Annotated in this window: 18 protein-coding genes and 1 pseudogene; 2 read left to right on the forward strand and 17 right to left on the reverse strand. The window is 41.1% G+C overall.

All coding sequences use genetic code 11. From position 1 onward, the window contains the following. Positions 1-12: 12 nt before the first annotated feature. The 3 genes from AN389_RS01655 to AN389_RS01665 are packed head-to-tail and all read right to left on the reverse strand — an operon-like array spanning position 13 to position 5743. Complete coding sequence (locus AN389_RS01655; RefSeq protein WP_055013768.1) at positions 13-1422, reverse strand: TolC family protein; 1410 nt, start codon at positions 1420-1422, stop codon at positions 13-15. After that, positions 1415-4567: an efflux RND transporter permease subunit gene (locus AN389_RS01660; RefSeq protein WP_055019133.1), complete on the reverse strand. Its 3153-nt coding sequence runs from the start codon at positions 4565-4567 to the stop codon at positions 1415-1417. The genes AN389_RS01655 and AN389_RS01660 overlap by 8 nt, the downstream gene beginning before the upstream one ends. Before the next feature lie 9 nt (positions 4568-4576). After that, positions 4577-5743 carry an efflux RND transporter periplasmic adaptor subunit gene (locus AN389_RS01665; RefSeq protein ID WP_055019134.1) on the reverse strand — a complete coding sequence of 389 codons (1167 nt, stop codon included), beginning with the start codon at positions 5741-5743 and terminating at the stop codon, positions 4577-4579. Between the two features lie 119 nt (positions 5744-5862). On the opposite strand from AN389_RS01665, the gene AN389_RS01670 reads away from it, so the two are divergent. Further along, entirely contained in the window at positions 5863-6801 is a 939-nt protein-coding gene (locus tag AN389_RS01670; protein ID WP_055013771.1) for a LysR family transcriptional regulator, read from the forward strand. Between the two features lie 8 nt (positions 6802-6809). Here the strand turns inward: AN389_RS01670 and AN389_RS01675 are convergent, their stop codons facing one another. The 7 genes from AN389_RS01675 to AN389_RS01705 form a co-directional block, all read right to left on the reverse strand. Continuing rightward, positions 6810-7847, reverse strand: coding sequence for a GGDEF domain-containing protein (locus tag AN389_RS01675; protein WP_055013772.1), 1038 nt, complete (start codon positions 7845-7847; stop codon positions 6810-6812). A gap of 129 nt (positions 7848-7976) precedes the next feature. Beyond that, positions 7977-8948, reverse strand: coding sequence for a GTP 3',8-cyclase MoaA (moaA, locus tag AN389_RS01680; protein ID WP_055019173.1), 972 nt, complete (start codon positions 8946-8948; stop codon positions 7977-7979). Positions 8949-9030: 82 nt separating this feature from the next. After that, positions 9031-11322 carry a xanthine dehydrogenase family protein molybdopterin-binding subunit gene (locus tag AN389_RS01685; protein WP_055019135.1) on the reverse strand — a complete coding sequence of 764 codons (2292 nt, stop codon included), beginning with the start codon at positions 11320-11322 and terminating at the stop codon, positions 9031-9033. A 12-nt stretch (positions 11323-11334) separates the two neighbouring features. Then, positions 11335-11823, reverse strand: coding sequence for a (2Fe-2S)-binding protein (locus AN389_RS01690; protein ID WP_055018005.1), 489 nt, complete (start codon positions 11821-11823; stop codon positions 11335-11337). Positions 11824-12016: 193 nt separating this feature from the next. Then, positions 12017-12625, reverse strand: coding sequence for a nucleotidyltransferase family protein (locus tag AN389_RS01695; protein WP_055013774.1), 609 nt, complete (start codon positions 12623-12625; stop codon positions 12017-12019). A gap of 1 nt (position 12626) precedes the next feature. Beyond that, positions 12627-13646 (reverse strand): XdhC family protein, encoded by a 1020-nt coding sequence (locus AN389_RS01700; protein ID WP_055013775.1) that lies wholly within the window; start codon positions 13644-13646, stop codon positions 12627-12629. Between the two features lie 253 nt (positions 13647-13899). Beyond that, a complete protein-coding gene (locus tag AN389_RS01705) occupies positions 13900-14760 on the reverse strand; it encodes a DUF6279 family lipoprotein (RefSeq protein ID WP_055013776.1) in 861 nt (286 codons plus the stop codon). Positions 14761-15343: 583 nt separating this feature from the next. Here AN389_RS01705 and AN389_RS01710 point away from each other — a divergent pair. Continuing rightward, the gene (locus AN389_RS01710; protein ID WP_055013777.1) at positions 15344-16069 is read left to right on the forward strand and encodes a tetratricopeptide repeat protein; all 726 of its coding nucleotides are present in this window, start codon (positions 15344-15346) and stop codon (positions 16067-16069) included. A gap of 70 nt (positions 16070-16139) precedes the next feature. Here the strand turns inward: AN389_RS01710 and AN389_RS01715 are convergent, their stop codons facing one another. From AN389_RS01715 to ybaK, 7 genes and pseudogenes are all read right to left on the reverse strand, one after another. Next, the gene (locus AN389_RS01715) at positions 16140-17558 is read right to left on the reverse strand and encodes a coniferyl aldehyde dehydrogenase (RefSeq protein ID WP_055019136.1); all 1419 of its coding nucleotides are present in this window, start codon (positions 17556-17558) and stop codon (positions 16140-16142) included. 162 nt (positions 17559-17720) lie between these two features. Next, the gene (locus AN389_RS01720; RefSeq protein WP_055018007.1) at positions 17721-19436 is read right to left on the reverse strand and encodes an ATP-binding protein; all 1716 of its coding nucleotides are present in this window, start codon (positions 19434-19436) and stop codon (positions 17721-17723) included. 171 nt (positions 19437-19607) lie between these two features. Further along, a complete protein-coding gene (locus AN389_RS01725; protein WP_055013780.1) occupies positions 19608-19874 on the reverse strand; it encodes a CBU_0592 family membrane protein in 267 nt (88 codons plus the stop codon). A gap of 185 nt (positions 19875-20059) precedes the next feature. After that, entirely contained in the window at positions 20060-20311 is a 252-nt protein-coding gene (locus AN389_RS01730; protein WP_055018008.1) for a hypothetical protein, read from the reverse strand. 163 nt (positions 20312-20474) lie between these two features. Then, a pseudogene (locus tag AN389_RS01735) lies at positions 20475-20837 on the reverse strand (response regulator); the annotation flags it as partial. A gap of 48 nt (positions 20838-20885) precedes the next feature. After that, positions 20886-21290, reverse strand: coding sequence for a DUF1761 domain-containing protein (locus AN389_RS01740; protein WP_055019137.1), 405 nt, complete (start codon positions 21288-21290; stop codon positions 20886-20888). 120 nt (positions 21291-21410) lie between these two features. Beyond that, positions 21411-21872: a Cys-tRNA(Pro) deacylase gene (ybaK, locus tag AN389_RS01745; RefSeq protein WP_055013784.1), complete on the reverse strand. Its 462-nt coding sequence runs from the start codon at positions 21870-21872 to the stop codon at positions 21411-21413. Between the last annotated feature and the right edge of the window lie 238 nt (positions 21873-22110).

Raw genomic sequence — 22110 nt, forward strand, 5'->3', positions numbered from 1 at the left:
AATTAACTCTACTTATTTTGCGCTGTTAAGTGCATAGCTCCATTGGCCATTAAATGCTTGATAAGCTTTAACTTTCGCAAGCAAAGCTGTAATAGTTGTATCAACCGCATTTTCTTGGGCTATTAAAACATCCTGACGCGCATCTAACAACTCTAAGTACGGTATTTGTCCTTCTTCGTACATGGCTTGTGCTTGTAAAAACGCTTTATTAGCAAAGTCAAAACGCTCATCTGCAAACGTTTTTTGTTGCTGTTGGTTGACCAACATTTGCAGTGAAAGTTCACTTTCAGTCACCGCACTTAATACTATTTGCTGATAGTCGCTGTAAGCAGCTTCACTTAAAAACTGCTGTGCGTCGCGCTGAGCAAGTAGAGCTGGATAACTTAATATTGACCACTGTAACTGTGGCGCAACTTGCCATTGTTGGTCAGTATTTTTTAATCCTGTGCTGTCTATGCTCACCACGCCTGCAAAGGCCGATAAGCTAATATCTGGCAGTAGCGCTTTGCTTGCAGCTACGCTCAAGCTATTAGCTTGGCTAAAATCATAAAGTGCGCGGCTTATATCAGGGCGCAGTGCAATAGCTTCATTGGCATTTTTAAGCGCTACGCTAAAGTCGTGTTCAAGTATGTTTTGCTCATCGTTTATAGCTAGATCTTTGGTTAATTTACCACTCAGCACGGCCAGTGCCGATAAATCACTGTATTTAGCATACTCTATAGCAGGCATTAGGGCTTCTTGCTGCCTAAGCTGTGCCATAGTGCGGTTTAAATCAAGCTCGTTAGCAACGCCTTCGTCTACACGTGCTTGCAATACGTCAATACTTTGCTCAAGTGCTTCAATTTGCATCGCAATGATCTGCTGTTTTTGAACATTGCCTTGGTAGCTTACAAAGCCTTTCACCACTGACGATACAACTTCAATTTGCAATAAACGCACTTGCTCGGCTTGGCTCATGGTTGATGCATTTGCGGCATCAACCAAGGCTGTAATTCGACCAAACAAATCAAGTTGCCAGTTAAGAGCGACATTTGCACTTGATTGGCGCTCATACACACTGGGCGCATCGCTTCGAGCTGCGCCTACTTCAACACCACCTTGTGGTAAGTATTGCGCTTTTTGCTCGCCTAATCTTGCAAGTGCACTTTTCAGCGTTAATTGACTCGTTTTTAAGTCGTAGTTATTAGCAAGCGCGCTATTAACAAGGGCATTGAGCTGCTCTGACTCTAGCTTTTGCCACCAGTTAGTTTCATCAGCTGTCGCCACATTGCTTGCAATATTAGCCTGTGCTACAAAATCGTTAATGGCGTTTTGCTCACTGCGTGTATCTATTTTGCTTGCGCAACCAGATAAAGCAGCAGCCACTAACACAGCACTTAGCGTTAAGCGCGTTTTTACACGTTTAGTCATTAACTTAGTCATGTGATAACTCCTGCTCTTTTTGCTGCTTTTTAACAACTAACATGTAAAACACGGGGGTAAATAGTAAACCAAATACGGTTACCCCTATCATGCCTGCAAACACGGCGTTACCCATAGCATGGCGCATTTCGGCACCTGCCCCCGTTGCAAGTACTAGTGGTACAACCCCTGCTGTAAAGGCAATTGATGTCATTAATATTGGGCGCAAACGCATACGACATGCTTCAAGTATTGCCTCTATGTGCGTTAATCCTGAGTCGTGTCTGTCTTTTGCAAACTCAACCATTAATATCGCGTTTTTAGAAGCCAAGGCCACCAGTACTATTAACGCTATTTGCGTGAATATGTTGTTGTCTGAACCGACAAGCCACACACCTAATAACGCAGAGAAAATAGTCATAGGTACAATTAATATTATTGCCAGTGGTAAACGTAAGCTTTCGTACTGCGCTGCAAGTACCATAAATACAAGCAATACAACTAACGGGAATACATAAACCATGGTATTACCGGCAAGCACTTGCTGGTAGGTTACTTCTGTCCACTCGTATTCAATACCCGTCGGTAGATTATCTGCAAGTATTGTTTCGATCGCGGTTTGTGCTTGATCAGAGCTGTAACCTGGTGCTGGGCTGCCGTTTAGTTCTGCACTTGGGTAACCGTTGTAATGCATTACACGGTCAGGCCCTATTGTTGGTGTCACCGTTAGTACAGAACCAAGTGGGACCATGTTCCCTGCACTGTTACGTACTTTTAGGTTAAGAATTTGCTCAGGATCAAGGCGGTAATCAGCATCAGCTTGCGCATTTACTTGGTAAGTACGACCAAACATATTAAAGTCATTTACATACACTGAGCCTAAGTAAACTTGCAGTGCGTCGAATACTTCATCAAGTGGAATACCTTGTATAAGTGCTTGTTCACGGTCAATGTCTATGTCCATTTGCGGCACTTGAATACGGAAACTTGAATACATACCCATTAATGCTGGGTCTTGCTGAGCCTTACCAATAATAGTTTGTAAGCTGTTAAATAGCGCGTCGAAGCCTTTATTTGCTCTGTCTTCAAGTTGCAATTTAAAGCCACCGGTTGTACCTAAGCCTTGAATTGGCGGTGGCGGAAATACAGCTACAAATGCTTCATCAATGGCCGCAAAACGTTGGTTTAGCTGCGCAGCAATGGCCATTGCCGATTGGCTAGGGTCTGTGCGTTTATCAAAGCTTTCAAGTGGTGTAAATACAATGCCGCTGTTCGGGCTATTCGTAAACCCATTAACCGATAAACCAGGAAACGCAACAGTGTGAGCAACACCAGGTACTTCTAACGCAATTTTTTGCATTTTCGAAATTACATCTTCAGTGCGGTCTAAACTTGCTGCATCGGGTAGTTGCGCAATGGCCACTAAATATTGCTTATCTTGTTGTGGAATAAAGCCACCAGGTACGGTATCAAACAATTTAATTGTACCGCCCACCAGCGCAACATAGGCCACCATAACAATTACACTCATACGAATAAGCTTTTGTACTAGTTTTTCGTACCCTTTGGCACCGCGATTAAATACGCGGTTAAACGGTTCAAACAACCAAGGACCAAACAATTTATTCAGTAAACGAGTAAACGCATCTGGTTTTGCATCGTGCGATTTTAATAACAATGCAGCAAGCGCTGGCGATAACGTCAGTGAGTTAAACGCAGAGATAATAGTCGAAATTGTGATTGTAAGCGCAAATTGCTTATAAAACTGACCAGACAACCCAGTAATAAACGCCGTAGGAATAAACACCGCACTTAATACTAAAGCAATAGCAATAATTGGGCCTGTAACTTCACTCATGGCTACACGTGTTGCTTCTAGTGGCGATAACCCTTGCTCAATATTACGCTCTACGTTTTCAACCACAACGATGGCATCGTCCACAACTATACCAATTGCCAAAACTAAGCCAAATAGCGAGAGTGTATTAATAGACACGCCAAACCACTGCATAACCGCAAACGTACCAATTAATGATACAGGCACTGCAATCAGTGGAATAATAGATGCGCGCCATGTTTGTAAAAATACAATTACAACAATAACAACTAATACTATTGCCTCTAGCAATGTAGCGATTACCGCATCAATTGAACCACGAACAAATACCGTAGGGTCATATACAATGTCGTACTCAACACCCGCTGGGAAATCTTCTGACAAACGCGCCATTGTTTCACGTACTTGGTCTGAAAGCTCAATCGCATTTGAACCTGGGCGTTGAAAAATTGGCATTGCAAGTGCTGGCTGGTTATCCATTTCAGCGCGAAGTGCGTACGTATCTAGACCTAAATCTACACGTGCTACATCAGATAAGCGTGTTAACTGACCCTCGTCACCTACTTTAATAATAACGTTTTCAAATTCTTCAACGCTATTTAAACGCCCTTTTACGTTTAATAAAATTTGAAATTGGCTGTCGTTAGAAATTGGCTGTGCACCTAAGCTACCCGCGGCAACTTGCTGATTTTGCGAGCGCAAAGCGGCCACAACATCCGTTGCAGTAAGCTCACGGGCTGCTAATGCATCTGGGTTTAGCCACACGCGCATTGAATATTTGCCACCACCAAATAATTGAATGTCGCCTACACCTGGTAAACGGGCAATCTCGTCTTTAATATGAATGTCGGCATAGTTAGATAAGTACGCTGTGTCGTGCGTTTTTTCAGGCGAATATAAATGCACTACCATGGTTAAATCGGGTGATGATTTTTCGGCCACAACACCTAAACGCTGAACTTCCTCGGGTAAACGTGGCAATGCACTGTTTACACGGTTTTGTACTTGTACTTGTGCACGGTCTAAATCCGTACCTAACGCAAAGGTTACCGTTAATGTCATGCGGCCATCGCTGGTACCTTGCGAAAACATATAAAGCATGTTTTCAGTACCATTGATTTCTTGCTCAAGTGGCGTTGCCACTGTTTGCGCTATAACGGTAGGGTTTGCGCCCGGGTAATTTGCAGTTACTACAACCGTTGGTGGTACCACTTCTGGGTATTCACTTACAGGAAGTTGAAACAGTGATATACCACCAGCAATTAAAATAACCAACGACAGCATGGCTGCAAATATTGGTCGCTGAATAAAAAAGTGTGAAAATTTCATCGATAAACCTTATTGCTTAGCCATTAACTGGGCGTTGTCGTTTGACAGTGTAAAGGCAACCCCATCGGTATCAATTGTGACTGTATTAGGCGAAATAGGCATACCAGGGCCTACACGTGCTGGGCCATTTACCGCAATAACATCACCTTCATTTAGGCCTGATGTAACAGCACGTAACGCCCCATAACGTTCGCCTACTTCTATCAATTTGTATTCAAGAACGTTGTTTTCACCCACAGTTAATACAAAGCGATTTTTTAGATCTGTGCCAATAGCACGCTCAGGAATTATTACTTTTTCACTGACCTCATTTGCTGCCAATTTAATGCGAGCAAAAGAACCTGCGCGAAGTTGATTACTGTCTTGTTCAAATACCGCACGAACACGTAAAGTACCTGTGGCTGAGTTAATTTGGTTATCAATAAAATTAATATGGCCTTGGTAGGCAAACTCTTTTTGCCCTACTTTTTGCATAACAACGGTTTGGCGGCTTTGGGCGGTTACATCATTAAAAGCGCTATTCCATGTACGCTCATCAACATCAAAGTAGGCATACATTGCTTTGTTAGAGACAATAGACGTTAATACACTTTGCCCTGCTAAAACGTTATTACCTTTAGTAATGTTTGCACGAGAAATAATGCCATCAATTGGCGATACCACCGAGGTAAATTCTAAATCGAGCTTTGCAGAGGTAAGTTGTGCTTGTAGTGCTGCAAGTTGTGCTTCGCGCTGGCGAAGCGTTGAAGTACGTGCTTGCGCCTGCTCTGTAGAAATAGCTTTACGCTCTAATAATCGCATTGCACGTTTATCTTCACTTACAGCTTGTTCAAAGGCTGCTTCAGCGCTGTGAATTTGCGCTTCTAAACTTGCTACTACAGCAGCAAAAGGACGTTTATCAAGCTGAAAAAGCACATCGCCCTGCTTAACCACATCACCTTCTTTAAACTCAATACTATCGATAATACCTGACACACGTGGCATTAACGCCACCTCTTCTGGCGACTCTAAGCGCGTAGTGTAGGTGTGCCAGCTTTGTACCGGCTTTACCAGCACAGGTGCAACATCGATAGGCTGCAATTGTTGTTGCTGAGCTTGAGGCGCGCGCTCATCAGCACAGCCCGCAAGTGATAATGATGCCGCAGCGAGTGCAGCAGCAATTAAATGTTTGTTCATGTAGACGCTCCTTTATTGATTAGCGTGCATATTACGGACTATACCTGCGGACAAAAACCATAGATTTATAAATTCATTAATGCCAAAATGGCATCAATAAAAATTAATGAGTCATCGTGATGGATACAACAAGCCGACTTTTAATGCTACTAGAGGTCGTTGAGCAAGGTTCTTTTGCCAAAGCTGCAGAAATAAGAAACATAGACCGCTCCGTTATATCAAAGCAAATCAGTCGATTAGAGGACGAACTAGGCGTTAGGCTATTAAACCGTACCACCCGTTCGTTTTCGTTAACGGCCGCCGGCGCCGAAATGATAAAAAAAGCAAGTGAACTAAGAGAGCTACTTGGTGAAACCGTACGCATGGCAGAAAACTATCACCTTGAGCCACGGGGTGTATTAAAAATCACATCGTCAACGCTCATTGGTAGACGTTATTTGCAGCCTGTACTTAACGACTTTCAAAAACGTTTTCCTCAAGTAGAAGTAGAGCTACGCCTTGATGACAGGCTTGTTGATATTGTAGCTGAAGGCTTTGATTTAGCATTTAGAATTGGAGAACCTAAAGACTCTTCGTTAATTGCGCGTAGAATTGCCCGCAATAGATTACTTATTGTAGCGGCCCCTGAATTTATACAAACCTATGGCATGCCAAAAACCATAGAAGAATTGGCGAAGTTACCTGCCGCAAGTTATGCAAGTAATTCAATGCGGGTTGAAACCATAGATTACTACAATAGTCAGGGCGAGCCATGCGAGCAGAAAATTAACAGTGTGTACCGAGCAAACGATGCCGAGGTACTGCTAATGAAAGCTATTTCAGGGACTACCTACTTCGTGGCCCCGGCGTTTATTATTGATAAGGAAATAACGCAAGGCCAATTAGTGCCCATTTTAACGGATGTAAAGTTAAAGGAGTTTAGCCATATGTATGTCCTGTACCCGCACAGAGACTTACCAGTAAGAACTCGCTTATTTTTTGATGCAGTAAAGGAGTATTTAGGGAAAGACAAACCAATTTGGGAAAACAACATCCCTAATTTTGAACAAATGTACTAATTTGCTCGTTAAGCTACCTGAGGCTTTTCATTTAAATGGGCACTTGACTGAAAGTATACTTTATTTCGGCCAAATTCTTTTGCTTTGTAAAGTTGTTTATCTGCTTTAATAACAAATTTTTCAAGGGTATCGCCTTGGTGGTATTTTACAACGCCAATACTTGCGGTCACTTTGATGTTTAGCCCATCAATATCAAGTGCCGTATTGTTAAGTTTTGATCTAATTGTTTCGGCCATGGTTAGAGCGTCATTTTGAGAAGTAAAAGAGTGCAGTAAAGCAAACTCTTCCCCACCTACTCTAAATACATACCCTTTTGCTAATAGGACTCGTAATAAAGTGGCTACTTCAATTAGCACTTTATCACCTACAGCGTGGCCATAGGTGTCGTTAACCTGTTTAAAATAGTCTAGGTCGAGTAAAAATAAATAAAGTTGCGACTTATCTCTAAGCTCTACTTCAAAGTAATGATTCATTGATAAACGGTTTGCAGCCCCGGTAAGTGGGTCTAACAAAGCAAGATTTTTTAACCGCTTAGATGATAAAGCACGGCTACCTTCAAAAACATGAGAAATAGCCCAAATACTGATATAAACAAAGGCAAGATTTAAACTGAAATTAAGCGTAGTTAGAGGAAGTTGCGATGATTTTGTTACTAATATGGCACCTTGAAGTACAAAGAGCAAAGCCGATAATACAATGCCATAACGCTTACCTAGCAACAGGTAATACAATATAGGTAACGCAAAAGACCACACATACACACCATTTATTGGTTTAGCTAAATAGTTGCCTAATACAATAACAAAGGTGACAAATATGCACATAACTACAGATTGCCATACCTCTAACGCATGCGTGTTTAAGCGGTAGTAGGTGTAAGCACAAAATACACTGAGTGCTATTTCTAAATACCCTAATAAAGCAAAGTTATTTACAATAATATTAAATGCAGCAAAAAACAGTGAGACAAAACCAAAGCACAAGCACATCCATTTCAGGACGTTCCTTCTTAATGATTTAGTACTACTAAGCGCTGCTATATCCATTCAAAAAACTTAAAATAATAAAAAATTTAGTGTAACGCTAAAATTAAATATAACAAGTAGATATAAGAAAACATTAACTTTACTCACTACAAAGGCACGAGCACCCAACCAAACAGCTTACTATAAGGATTAACCACCTAACATAGATAAGTTTGTTGTAACCCCCGTATTACCTTGATGCAATAAGTGGGTTGGTTTTTTTGTTTTTATATAACGTGCTAACTGATTAATTAATGCCTGATTGGTGTTATCACTCATGTATTCTCTAAGTGATATACCTTGCTCAGAAAACAGACATAAATGCAATTTCCCTAGTGACGAAATTCTTAACCTATTGCAGGTGTTACAAAAGTCATTACTGTAGGGCATTATTAACCCTATTTTCCCCATATAATCAGGGTGGAAAAATTCTTGTGCAGGCCCTGCCGTTACATCGCGTATAATGGGCTGCCAACCATCGCGAAGCAACTGCTCTTTTATGGATTGCCCCGATATATGGTTAGCATCAAAAAACGATTTGTTATCGTTAGTTTGCATTAGCTCAATAAAGCGCATTGTCACGGGTCTGTGCTTTAAATAATCTAAAAAGCTATCAAGCTCTCGGCCGTTGTACTGTTTCATAAGTACGCTGTTTATTTTTACCGATTCGATGCCGCTTTCAAGCGCACTTTCTATACCTTGCATTACGCGCGAGAATTTATCGTGACCGGTAATCGTATTAAACATACGTGGGTCAAGGGTATCAATACTGACATTGATGGCGTTTAAACCCGCATCTACCCAATTATTAATATGCTTATGCATAGAGTAGCCATTAGTAGTAGCGGCTATTTTGGTAATGCCTTGCGTGTCTTTTGCTGCACGAATTACATCTATAAAGTCTTTTCTGAGGGTGGGCTCGCCGCCAGTAATGCGTAACTTTGATATGCCATGATGGGCAAAGGCTTTTATAGTATTACTAATTTCGTTTAGTGACAGGAAGTCTCGGTCGTGATCGCATTGATACCCATCAGGTAAACAATACACACACTTAAAATTACAAACATCGGTAATAGATAAACGCAGATAACTAAATTTTCGCCCTGCTGGGTCGACTAGCATAAATAAGCCTTTAACAATTTTAAAATACATCGCTAAATACACGAGTGTACAGCCTGCGCCATACACTCTTATTAGCGTTTAACTAGGCGGTTAAGCCTTTTTTGAGCTCACTCGGTTTCATGGGTAAATTACGTAACCTTACGCCAACTGCATTAAATACCGCGTTGCCAATAGCGGGTGCCACACCAATAACACCCGGCTCACCTAAGCCCATAGGAAACTCGTCACTTTGCACAAACTCTATGTCCATATCGGGCACATCTTGCATTCTAAGTGGCAAGTAAGTGTTAAAGTTAGTGGCCGCCACTTGCCCGTTTTGATAATTATTTGATTCGTGTAAAGCAAGGCTTGTGCCCCACAATAACGAACCTTCAAGCTGAGCTAATGCACCATCAGGATGAACTATTAAGCCTGCATCTACCACGGCATACAGTTTTTTAAGCGTAATTTTGCCATCACTTTTATTTACATGCACATGCGCCGCTGTAGCAATCCACGCAGGCATATGGCGCTCTTGACCAGAACTAACTGAAAAACCAATGCCTTCGTTTTCACCCAGCTTAACATTTGCGACCTTCGCTGACACTTTTTTAAGTACCGCATTTAAGCGCTGTGCGCCGCCTACGCTTTCAGGGGCTTTACCTGCTTGCTTGCCTTTGCCATCGAGCATTGATAAACGAAACTCCACCGGATCAAGCCCTTGTTTATGAGCAATTTCATCAATAAACGATTCTAAGCTCCATACAATCCAGCCAGGGCCTACCGAGCGAAGCCAGCCGGGGGTAAATGTGCTTTGCGCTAATTCATTATTAATTGCGCGAGCACGGTGATTATCCATGCTGTACCAGTGATCGGCTCCAGAGGCTGAAAACGAATCAAACTTGCCTTTGCCATCAACCCCAGGTGATAAAAAGCCAGGCGCCATTGCTTTTGTTGGCCAGCCTGCTGCAAATGCATGCTCCATAGCGCTTAACTCGCCTTTTTCATTAAACGAAGCTGTTAATTTAGCGGTGGAGGCAGAACGAGACTGATCAAATAAGCTATCATCAGCGCGTGTAAATACCAGTTTAACAGGTTTGCCAATCGCTTTGGCTGTTAGCGCTGCGGGCACAGTCCAATCACCAAATAGGCGACGCCCAAACCCACCACCTAAATAATAAGGACGAATAATAACGTTATTTTGTTCAACCTCTAATGCTTTGGCCAACGCAGGTAGTGTTAAAGACTGCCACTGATTACCAGTATGAATAATCCACTTGCCTTGTTTAAACTCTGCCACCGCATTAAGCGGTTCTAATTGATAATGACTTGCTGTTGCCGTGGTATACAATGACTCTAGCGACTGCGTTGCCTCAGCCTGCATTTTAGCGGTATCGCCTTCATTAACAAATAAGGTGCCAGCGTTGCTATCGTTACATAATTTTTCGCCCAGGGATTGAATATCAGCCTCTGTAACATTAGCTGTTTGGCCTTTTTTATAAGTTACTTTTAGGGCATCTACCGCTTTAATTGCACTGGGGTAATTGTCAGCTAAAGCGACCACCCAGCCTTGTACAGTGTTACTTGGGTCATTTAAAATCTCATACCCTTTATAGCCTTTTATTGCTTTTGCGGCGCTATCATCTATTTGCGTGACTTCACTACCATAACGTGTTGGTGGGATCACAGGGCGCGCATACACCATGCCTTCAAGCTCTACATCTATGCCATACACAGCCATACCATTTGTTTTTTCCGGAATATCGAGGGCTTTAAAGTCTTGCTTTAAACCCGTTAAGTGGCGCTTGTTGGCAGGCTTTATCGGTAGTTTTGCAACTTCTTCGCTGCTAAAGGTACGGTTAAACTCACCATGTTTAACAATATCGGCATAACTGAGCGACTTATCGCCTGCAATTATACGCCCTTTACTAGCGTGGCACTGCTCAGGTTTAACTCCAAGCATATTAGCCCCAGCGTCTATAAGAGCTATGCGCCCTGCTGCGCCGGCTTGAGAAAGCGGTTTAAAGCTTTGAAATACAGACCATGAACCACCTGTAACCATGTAGCCCCACTTCTCGTGCGTATCTACATACGTGATTGATACTTTATCCCAGTCGCACTCCAGTTCATCTGCCACAATACGTGCTAAAGCAGTGCCAACGTGCTGACCCATTTCGGCTTTGGCAATGCTCACCTCTACTTCACCTTGCGGGTTCATAGTCCACCAAATTGTGGGTGAAAACGATTGTTGTGAAATCGACTCTTTCGCGCTTAATTCACCTGAAAAGAAAGCAGGCGCGAATGCCATAACTAGGCCAGCTGTTGCTGTGCTAATCATAAAAGAGCGACGGTTTAAGTCTACGGTTTCGGTATTTTTTTGAAATAGTTTTTTCATTGTCGGCTCCAGTTACACGTCTAGCTCTTTTGGGTTAAACATTTGAACTGCACTTTGCGATTCATCAGCGGCGCGTTGTATAGCCGATTTAATGCGCTTGTACGCCATACAACGACAGTAGTTGCCGTTCATATGATTTACTATTTCTTGCTCGGTTGGATTTGGATTGTCAGCTAATAACGTAGCAGCTTGCATAATTTGCCCAGATTGACAGTAGCCACACTGAGGTACTTGCTCATCTACCCACGCTTTTTGCAGCGGATGCTCATTATTGAGCCCTTCTATGGTGGTAATGTTTTTTCCTGCCACTGCGCCCACGGGTAATACACATGAGCGTGTCGCTTGCCCATCTAAATGCACGGTACATGCACCGCACATGGCAATACCACAACCAAACTTAGTTCCTTTTAACCCTATTTCATCGCGAATAACCCACAGCAAAGGTGTATCTGCACTTGCTTGCGATTTAACCTCTTTGCCGTTAACTGTAAACGTCACCATAGCTTGCCCCTTGATTAAGCCTAAATAAAATTAAAATAACGCATGACCCATACACGTTACTTTTTACACCAACGTACGTTGAAATTATTACCCTTTGCATTACAGCGCACATTTACAAACGCGCTGTAATGAATTCTGAAAATTTAATTTTGATTTGAATATTCAAACCTTAAGTTTAGGCTATATTTTTAGTTTATTCGCGTGCCGTTAGGTTGTTGTTATTATCAATAAACTGCTTTAATTGCTGCTGAGTGTCGATATCTGTGCTTGCCTGCTTAAGTAAAATGGTATTTACCTTGACCTTTGTGTCTCGCAATAGATGTTGGGCGCCTTTATCACAACTTAGCGCTGCTAACGTTTTAAAATCACAGGCAGGAAATACAGCAGGCACGCCAATGCGCTCGCCATAATCAGCGCACCAACGCGAGGGTTTGTTTTTAAAATGATCAATTAATGTATTTATATCTGCAGTACAAAGCTCAACCTGATCTGCCAGCATAAATAAAATACCATCCAATGCGTGCGCAGCACTTATAACTTGCGTTGCCCGTGCAATGGATTTTCCTAAACCTACTTGCCAGTGCGGGTTATGCAGTATTTCAACATTTTTGTAGCTATGTAACGCATCTTCAATTTGCGCATGCCAAGCACCGCTAATAACGTATATGGGTAATGTGTCATACCCTTGTAAGGTATCTACGGCGCGGCAAATCATTGGTTTATTACCTACATCGGCTATTAGCTTACACCCGTTAAATCGCGACGATTGTCCTGCGGCCAATATAACCTTTGCTACGCGCACCTTAGTTACCCCAGTTACTTAACGATGTAGCATCTTTACTCGCTAATACTGCGTGTATTTCACTAATGAGCGATAAGGCAATACTCTCTGGGGTGTCTCCTCCTAAATTAAGCCCTACAGGGCCAAATACAGGGGCAACCACCTTGTTTACAGATGTGTTTGCATGCTCAAAAACTTGCGCTCGGCGATGTGCAGGTCCAAGTAACCCTAAGTACTTTAGTGGGCTTTGCTCAAGAGCGGCTAACGCCTGTGCATCAAGCTCTACACTGTGAGCCATTAAAGCGGCAGCATCCACTTTATGTTGTTCGCAAAACTGCTTTAATTGTGAAGCGGGACAACGCAAAATATGATCGGCATGCGTAAAATAGTCTCTTTTAGCATTTGCAGCGCGGCTATCCCATACACTCACCATCCAACCTAACTGCTTAGCAAACGCATATACCGGTATTGCATCCGCGCCACCGCCGACAATTAATAAATGTGCGCTGGGGTAAATAGCCACTTGTAAACTTTGGGTTTTATCTTGCTCTACAAGCATTGCTTTGCGGTTTAAAGATAAGTTGTGTTGCTGCGCCACGGTTTTAAAAACGCCAGCCCCCTTTGCCACTAAAGGTTTAATTTGCTGTGTGTAGTGCCCCGATTGCTTGTTTTTTAGCGCATTAAACATGGCATCTAATTGCAAGTATTCGTTTTCACGATTAACACTTTGCAAAAGAATATGCACCACGCCACCACAGCCTATACCCAGCTGAAACGTTAAATCGTCTTCATCAGTTGCATCGTAAGTGATTGTTTTAGAATGTAAGGTGGTCATAACCTGTTTGGCGTGACGCTGAATATCAGCCTCTAAACAGCCACCCGAAAGCATACCTAAACGTTGTCCTAGGCTTGAAATGAGCATCATCGCCCCCAGCTTTCGATAACTCGACCCTTCTATTTTATATAAAGTAGCAAGCACCCATTGTTGCTCATTACGAAGCGGATACCACGTATTGAGTATGCCTTTTAAATCAGTAACCATAAACTACTGCCATTACAAACCTTACTATGCGTGTGTTTCGATTATCATAATGCTGTCACTTTGCTAGATTTATGGACATAGCTAAGTTGCACAAGCGATAAATAAGTGAAAAGCGTACGTGATATATTTTAAAAGCGATCAGCTAGGACGTTTTCAACTTTAAATTATTATTTTAGCATTTATGTAGTTAGCTCAATAAGCGTAAAATTTATAAACCAGCATGCATGCCTAATTAGTAAGCAACAAGGCGGCTTTAATCCTCTATTAAATCGGTGAGCGTATTAACAAGGTCATCAAACTCCTCATTTACACGTTCTCGTTGCTGCTCACTCAACGTCGCATTTAGCTTTAAGAGCAAGTTTACATAACGTTCTAAATTCGCTTCATTATTGGCTAATAACTCTTTGCTCATATACGCTTCTCGCTGAGTAATTACATGGCTCAATTGTTTAACAAAATCAGCTTCATTGAGAGTTTCATTTAAAAGTACCTGTTGCGCTGCATTTAAACGCGTTTGCTTGTACTGATGCCAAAGCAGTGAGGAATCATAATGAGCATTGTTAGCTTGAGTAATAAGCTGCGTTTGCACAGGCGTTAAGTTTCCTAGCCATTGTTTATAGTAATCTAGCTGCCTTTCTAGGCGCTCACTTTTACGCTCTTGCGCTGTTAATTCATTAAACTCTTCGTATTCATCGTTAATTTGCGCTTGGATATTAGCAATGAGCTCGGCACGCTGTTCATACGAAAGCGTAAACCCTAATTGCGCAAGCTCAATATGTGCCTGTTCGAGAATGTTTTGAAAGTGAGCTCTTGCCAAGACCACTTGGGCCTTTAATTGTTGATAATCTAACTGTTTATTAAATAACGTTTTTAAATTTAATATATCTTGCTTATACCTTGGTAACTGTGTACTGCGGTGCCACTGCTGAGTGGTATTGATGATATTTTTAAGTTGTTTATTTTGCTGTTTAGTAAGGTCTATATAGTCATCTATCCAAAACGACGAAAGCCACGTTAAATTATTATAAGTAAACGAAGCTGAACAACTACACAAAAACAGTAGGCTAAGCACGATGGTGGCGCGTGATACTTTTATATTTTTTATTTTAAACATGTAAACCCCTTCTATCACTCATACTCTCAGATATTCCGTAAAGGCAGCACTTAATTGATAATAATTATTATTTACTATTGACACATAGTTAAATCTAAATAATAATTAATCGCATAAACAAAGTGTAACGACCTCAGTGCCCAAGGAAGAAATACAGCATGGATGCTGGCATTTTGTTTTAAGCACATGACTGCTTATTGACTATTATTTACTCGACCCAAGTAATAGCATAAAAGTTCATCTCTACTTGCTACATTGCTCATATTAGTGACGGTTAATATGACATTAAAAGCGCAGGCCTTGGCTTGCGCTTTTTTACTGCTTTAAATTTTCTGTAATATCTGTATCTTACGCTTATAAACACCGCATTATTAGCAATATAATTGCTTATTTAAGCTATAATTACCACTATAGCTTGGCTATATATTAAACGCACACATAATCATGAAAGCGATTTTAATTTACTTTAACCAAGCACTTGCACCATTTTATACGTGGCTATTAAATAGTAAGTACAAAGTGTTGCAATAAAACAGGTTTTTATACATACACATTGCAACTATTACCTATTGGAGACATGGCTATGTCACAGTTTAATTTAAAAGCATTAATACTCACTGGCGTTTTGCTTTCAAGCCCATTTGCACATGCAACTCTTGAAGATGGTATAAGAGCGGCCAACGAAGGCAAATTTGCTATAGCACTAAAAGAATTTGAATATTTAGCTGACAAAGGCTTTGCGCCGGGAATTTACGAACTAGGTAAACTTTACGAAGGTGGCTATGGCGTTACGCGCGACTATTTTAAAGCGGCAGAGCTTTATAAAGAAGGCGTTAAAAAAAATCACGCTGACTCAATGTTTGCACTAGCCGTTTTATACGATGAAGGCAAAGGCGTAAAGCTTGATAAGCAAATGGCGGTGACGTTATTCGAAAAAGCAGCGAAAAAAAACCTCCCTGCCGCACAATTCAATTTAGGTGTTATGTACGCAAATGGCGAGGGCGTCACGCGCGATTACAAACAAGCCAGAACATGGTACGAAAAAGCCGCTGCTAATAACTATTCACTGGCGCAATTTAATTTGGCACTCATGTATTTCGAAGGTCTAGGCATGCCTAAAGATCTAGAGAAATCATATGTATGGAACACCATTGCCGAATACAACGGCAACATGCAAGCAAGCCATAGCCGCAAGCTAGATGAGCGTAAAATGCTCCCTAAAGAAATAGAAGAAGCAAAAGAAAAAGCCGACAAAATTTACGAAAAAATACTCGCGGGCACTTACGCCGGTGAAGGACGTTTATTTTAATTTTCGCATTGCTAAACAAAGCATTACACAAGGGCAAATGCGTCTCGCATTAGCCCTTTTTTATACCAATTTACTTAATATATAAAAACTTAAGCAGCTTAATAATAAGGTTACTCTGTTTTAGTAAAAGCCCGGTACGTGGGTTAAACGAGCCAGACACCAAGGTGTTTTTTGCATGACTAAAGGTTAAAAACCCTTCTTTGCCATGATAATGCCCCATTCCAGAATGCCCAACGCCACCAAATGGCACATCATCTGCTGTCACCTGCACTAAAGCATCGTTTACAGCAACTGTACCGCTTAATGTTTGCTGCATTATGTAATCTTGAGCGTGCTTATCTTGTCCCAAAATATATAGCGCTAAAGGGTGATTATGCGCTTTAATGTAGCTAATTGCCTCATCGAGCTTTTCGTAGGTTTTAATCGGCAAAATGGGGCCAAATAATTCATCTTGCATTAGCGTCATATCATCGCTAGGCGCGATAACAATATGCAACCCCATTCTATGCTTTTGTTTGTCTTGTTGGTTTTGGCTGAGTGGCTTAATAACTTGCGCACCCAACTCCTGTGCTTGTGTTAAATACCCTTCTAAGCGAGTGTAATGCGCATCGCTAATAATTGACGTTAAATTTTTTCCTTCAACCCCGTCTTTAAAGTGCTTTTTATAAAGCTCGCACAATTGCTGTACCAGCTGATGCTCAAGGGATTTAGGCACAAATACATAATCTGGGGCTACACAAATTTGTCCTGCATTTGCCATTTTACCAAACAGTAATGTTTGCGCTGCTTTTTTAATATCCGCCTGCTCAGTAATAATTACAGGTGATTTTCCACCTAGCTCTAAGGTAACAGGGGTTAAATTTTCGCTGGCTGCTTTCATCACCAGCTTGCCCACTGACGTTGAGCCAGTAAACAGTAAATGTGCAAATGGCAATGACGAAAATTCACTTGCTACATCGCTTGCCCCTAACACCACTTTACAATGCGCTTGTAGCTCATCTGCAAATATTTTCTCGATGACAGCATTAGTATGCGGGGTAAATTCGCTGAGCTTAAGCATGACCCTATTGCCCGCGGCAATAGCGGTAATAACAGGCACTAATGCCAATTGTATGGGGTAATTCCAAGGCGCAATCACCCCAACTACACCAAGTGGCTGGTATGTCACACTCACTTTTGATGGCCACAAACTTAAGCTCGCTGAGCGCTTACTGGGTTTTGCCCATTTTGGCAATTTTTTAATAATGTGCGCTAAACCCTGAACCGTTGGCAAGATATCGCCAAGTAACGTATCGAACGCGGTTCTGTAACCAAAGTCTTTTGATGCTGCATCTATAAGCGCTTGTTCGTGACTAACAATTCGTTTGTGCAGCGTTTTTAATAATACGATACGCTTATCTATCGGGAGGTACGACTGGGCTAAAAAGCTATTTTGCAGCTCATTAAACGTATCGCTGAGTGACGGTGTGTATGTGTTATCAGTATCCAAAGGTGCTACTCGTGTATCATTTTGCTACGACTATAACGCCGTTCTGATTTTCGAGCAATAACACTAACTCTCTAAAAATTACCGTTTTTGTAGGAACAAATAGCCACAAATAACCACTACTTGCTCAATCATTTACCCCTTAAATTACTTTTATTTAGCGTGTTAGCTCCCACTAGGCAGTGTAATAATAAACTTAGCGCCGCCCTGCTCTCGGTTCTGCGCACTTAACGTTCCTTTAAGTGCGCTAATAATTTGCTTACATATACACAACCCAAGTCCTAGCCCATCGACCGATTTAGTACTGTAAAAAGGCTCAAAAATTTTATCTATATCGTGCACCTCTATGCCTGGCCCAGTATCTTCAATACACAGTTGAATCTCTTTGTTAACATAACCCGCGCTAATGCTGAGCTCGCGGGTGATACAGCCTTGCATTGCTTGGCTGGCATTCGATATTAAGTTAACTAACACTTCTTCAAGGGCTGCTTTATCTGCTAACACGTTTAATTGGCTGTCAATTTTAGGGGATAACACACTTATATTGTCTTGCTTTAGCTGGTTTTTATTTATATCAAGTGCCCTGGCTACTGATTCACTTAATGGCACTTCATTAATAGTCGTTTGCGTAGAATCAGAAAAATAATTTAGCTGTGCAACTATTTTTTGTACCCTTGCAACTAAAGCTTCAATAAACTGTAAATTTTCGTTTAGGGCTTCAAACTTCCCTTTAGCTAACAAGCGTCTAGCACTGGCTAAGTAAGTGTTTATAGTATTAAGTGGGTGATTGATTTCATGGTTAAACCCCATACTTAGTTGGCCAATTGTGGCAAGCTTCGTTGATTGCACTAGTGCCTCTTGGTGAGCTTTAAACGCATTGGTGCGCGCATCAATTTCTTGGCTAACACTGTGATGTGAATACACCAACTTTTTTACGCCTGCAAAGCGTCTTAAAACTAAATACCCTAACGCAATAACAAGTGCATAAATGACCAAAAAGCCAAATAACGCAGGTAATTGAGCAATATTAGCGTTAGATACATTTACTAATACAGTGACCGATGCATTCAAAAAGCGTAATTTTTGCTCTACCGATAGATATTTGTGCTCACCAATTGTGTTAAACAATAATCTTTGCGATGTGTAATTTGAATGCGCTATCAGCGTAGGTTGATAATCTAGATATGCTTGACGTTGAGCTATATCCCTACGATCCGTTATATCGAGAGTGGAAAACGTATTAAGGCGCCAGTCTTTCATATCTGAGATTGCAATCACGCTATCTTCTAATTGCACATAAAAGTGACTACCTTTGGCGGTATTTAATAGCTCGCGATCACTTTCAAATTTATTTACGTTAACTTTTAGCGCAACAACACCTACTGCCTTATTGTTGTTATAAATGGCTTGAGAAAAGTAAATACCTCGCTCTTTTGTACGCATGCCCACGGCAAAGTACGCGACTTTTTCGCCTGCAAATGCGCGTTTAAAGTAAGGTCTAAACGACAAGTCACTACCCAAAAAGTTATGATCAGCCTGCCAGTTACTACTTGCGATTACAGCGCCTTGCTCATCAAGGATATAAATGTCTGAAGCGCCACTGGCTTGTTGTATATCGGCTAAATAGTTATTAATTTTTTTTTCGTTATTTTGCGGCGCACCTAAAAAATTAATAACCGCATTGTTATAGGTAAGAAGCTGTGGGATTTTTGAAAAACGTGCAAGCTCGGTATCAATGTAGTGCTTTAACTGAGTTGCTTGTTGGGCTGCTTTTTGCTCGGCCTGATTATAGTAATGAGTTCGGCCATAGCAAAACACCACCGATAATAGCACTATCAGTACAACAAAAATTAAAAGAAGTTTTTTAGAAAAGGAGAACATGCCCTAGCTCACAACATAATAGCTATAAAATTTAAGGGCGCTAGTTTAACGGGTTATGAGCGCTAACAACAGAAACTTTGTGTTAACAAATACAATAAATCTTAAATTATTTATAAACTGCTGCAAGTCTATACTGACTCGCAACAGTCAACACAATTAGCAAAACTAAAATTAAGCGTTAGTGGCTAATTTAGGCTTATTTTTAACGTACTTGTATAAGCCGATCAGCGAAGCTGCAATCCAAAAAATCTCGATTACAAAGCTTGCAAGGTTAAAGTTGTAACACAAACTGATTAGCAGCAAAATTGCTCCTGACAAATTCATTGTGTTGTACAATAACCCCGTTGGGGATGCTTTATTCAGTTGTAATAAAAAAAACGCACCAACAACTAAGAAAGTACCCGCCATACCTACAATATCAAATAACAGTGCTATCACACGTTTATCCTTTGCTTAAAAAACCCAACTAACTGGCCCTATCCTTGGGGAGGGTGTTTTTCAATCATTGAAACAGCAAAACCGGGCGAGTATATCAACCTTATTTATTGCTACAAGGTCAATTGTCCGCCCCAATCTATATCAGGGCTAATCTATTGTAATTAAATGTTTTTTGATAAATAAGGTTATTTAAAGGTAACCTTACCACCAATTATTTTGTAGGCTGGCGTGCCACGTATGATTGCTGGGCGCGCAAACGGGCGCTCGCATTTAGGGCAAATACACGGTGTTGTTGTGTAGTCCTGAGTTATTCGCTCTATAAAACATTTAACTAAAGCGCCTTTGCCGCCTTTTCTATATCTAAATAGCGCCGCTTTGCAAGCAGAGCAAAAAATATCGACTGTTTTAGTCGGACCTTTTTTATTTGGCTTAGCCATATACGTCTTTAACATACCTACGTAATTGCAAAGCAGGCATTTTAGCAGTTAATAAATAAAAACGTTATAGACGCTTGGCAAAGTGCCTAATAAGCGGTGGAGAGAACACAGGGGTTAAAATAATAGGTGCAATATAAAACGCCTTACAAGCGTTTACATTAATCTCTAAAAACAGACGGTTTAATTGCGCTGATAACACATTCATATTAAATGGCTTAATAATAACCCCCGACACTTTTGCTTTTATAACTCGCTTTACTGTATCTGCGTTATCTTCGCACGTGATCATAATAACGGGTAAGTCGACTAAGGCTTCATCATGACGTATTTTATCGAGTAGGTTTACACCATCTACTTTAGGCATATGTAGGTCGGTTATAACTAAATCAAACTTTTGCTGATTCAGTATTTTCAACGCCTGGTAGCCATCAGTTGCCTCCACCACGTTTTTATAATCTAGCTGCCTCAACATATTAATTAATACGTGGCGCATGAGAGGCACGTCACCTACGACTAATATTTTCATAATTATCTTTACTGTATTGAGCTCTCAAAGGGGGCCAGAATTAAGCGCTTACGGCCATACACCTATAATGAAACCCATTAATGTAAACTGTAATGTGTAGTACCCTGCATTAATTAAAAATAGCTTGATTGGACGCTGCTCATAAATATAACTAAGTCCAAGCGAGCTACCTACCCAAAACAAACCGATGGCAAAGCCTGTAAATGCGCCCTCTCCCATACCGGCTTCTTTACCCAAAAATAATGAAAGTACTACCGCCGACACAAGTGCAAGTACCATACTGCCGCCAAAAATTAACGTCGGTTTTGCTGTTTGTAAATCAAGCTCAGTAAGACCTGTGCACTCTAACCAGGCATTTTTAAAAAAAGCGCTTGAATACCAAATACCGCCAAGCATAAAAGAGGAAAGTGCCGCCACAAGCACGGCAAAAAAATCAACATCAGTAAAATTCATACATACTGCCATAATACATAGTGTACAAGGGTATTCTGACTGTAGTTAAAAATACCCTAAGCAGCAAATTATCGCCTTTAAAATTTGCGGCTTAGGCTATATTAGTTTGCGTGGATCTTTTTAAAAATCACCATAAATGGCACGTGTTTGTTCTTTTAAATCAGTTGGCGAAAGCGCTAGCTCAAGCCCTCGCTTACCTGCACTTACATACACTGTATTAAAGGCTATAGCGCTTGAATGAATAAAGGTGGGTAGGCGCTTTTTTTGCCCAAGCGGACTAACCCCTCCTAAAATGTATCCCGTGGCGGCTTGTACCTTTGGTGCGCTTGCCATTGCGACCTTTTTAGCATGACTCAATTTGGCTAATTGCTTTAAATTTACTTGCTGGGATACCGGTGTAACGGCAACAATTAACTTCCCTTCACTGGTTTCAAGCACAAGGGTTTTAAATACCTGCTCACTGTTAAGGTTTAACTTTTCAACGGCTTCTTGGCCATAACGCGTTGTATTAGCATCGTGTTGATAACTAAGTACATCGTGAGGCACATTTTGTTTTTTCAGTAACTCTATTGCTGGGGTCATTCAAGTTAGCCCTGTTATTTAAGCGCATTATTAATCTACAATAAGGGCTAATCATTTTGAAGGGTTACTTAATAGCAGATACGTTAATAGCCGCTTATTGACGAGGATATAGGTGCAAAGGGTAAAGACGCGCAGGGGAATTACCTAAGACAACAAAATAAGCTCAGTGAATTAATCGATTGGGTATACGCACTTTATAAGAGTGTTAGGTAGTGCCCAGTGATAGGTATAAATTACA

It is taken from the genome of Pseudoalteromonas sp. P1-7a, assembly GCF_001401855.1.
In the GTDB taxonomy this organism is placed as follows: domain Bacteria; phylum Pseudomonadota; class Gammaproteobacteria; order Enterobacterales; family Alteromonadaceae; genus Pseudoalteromonas.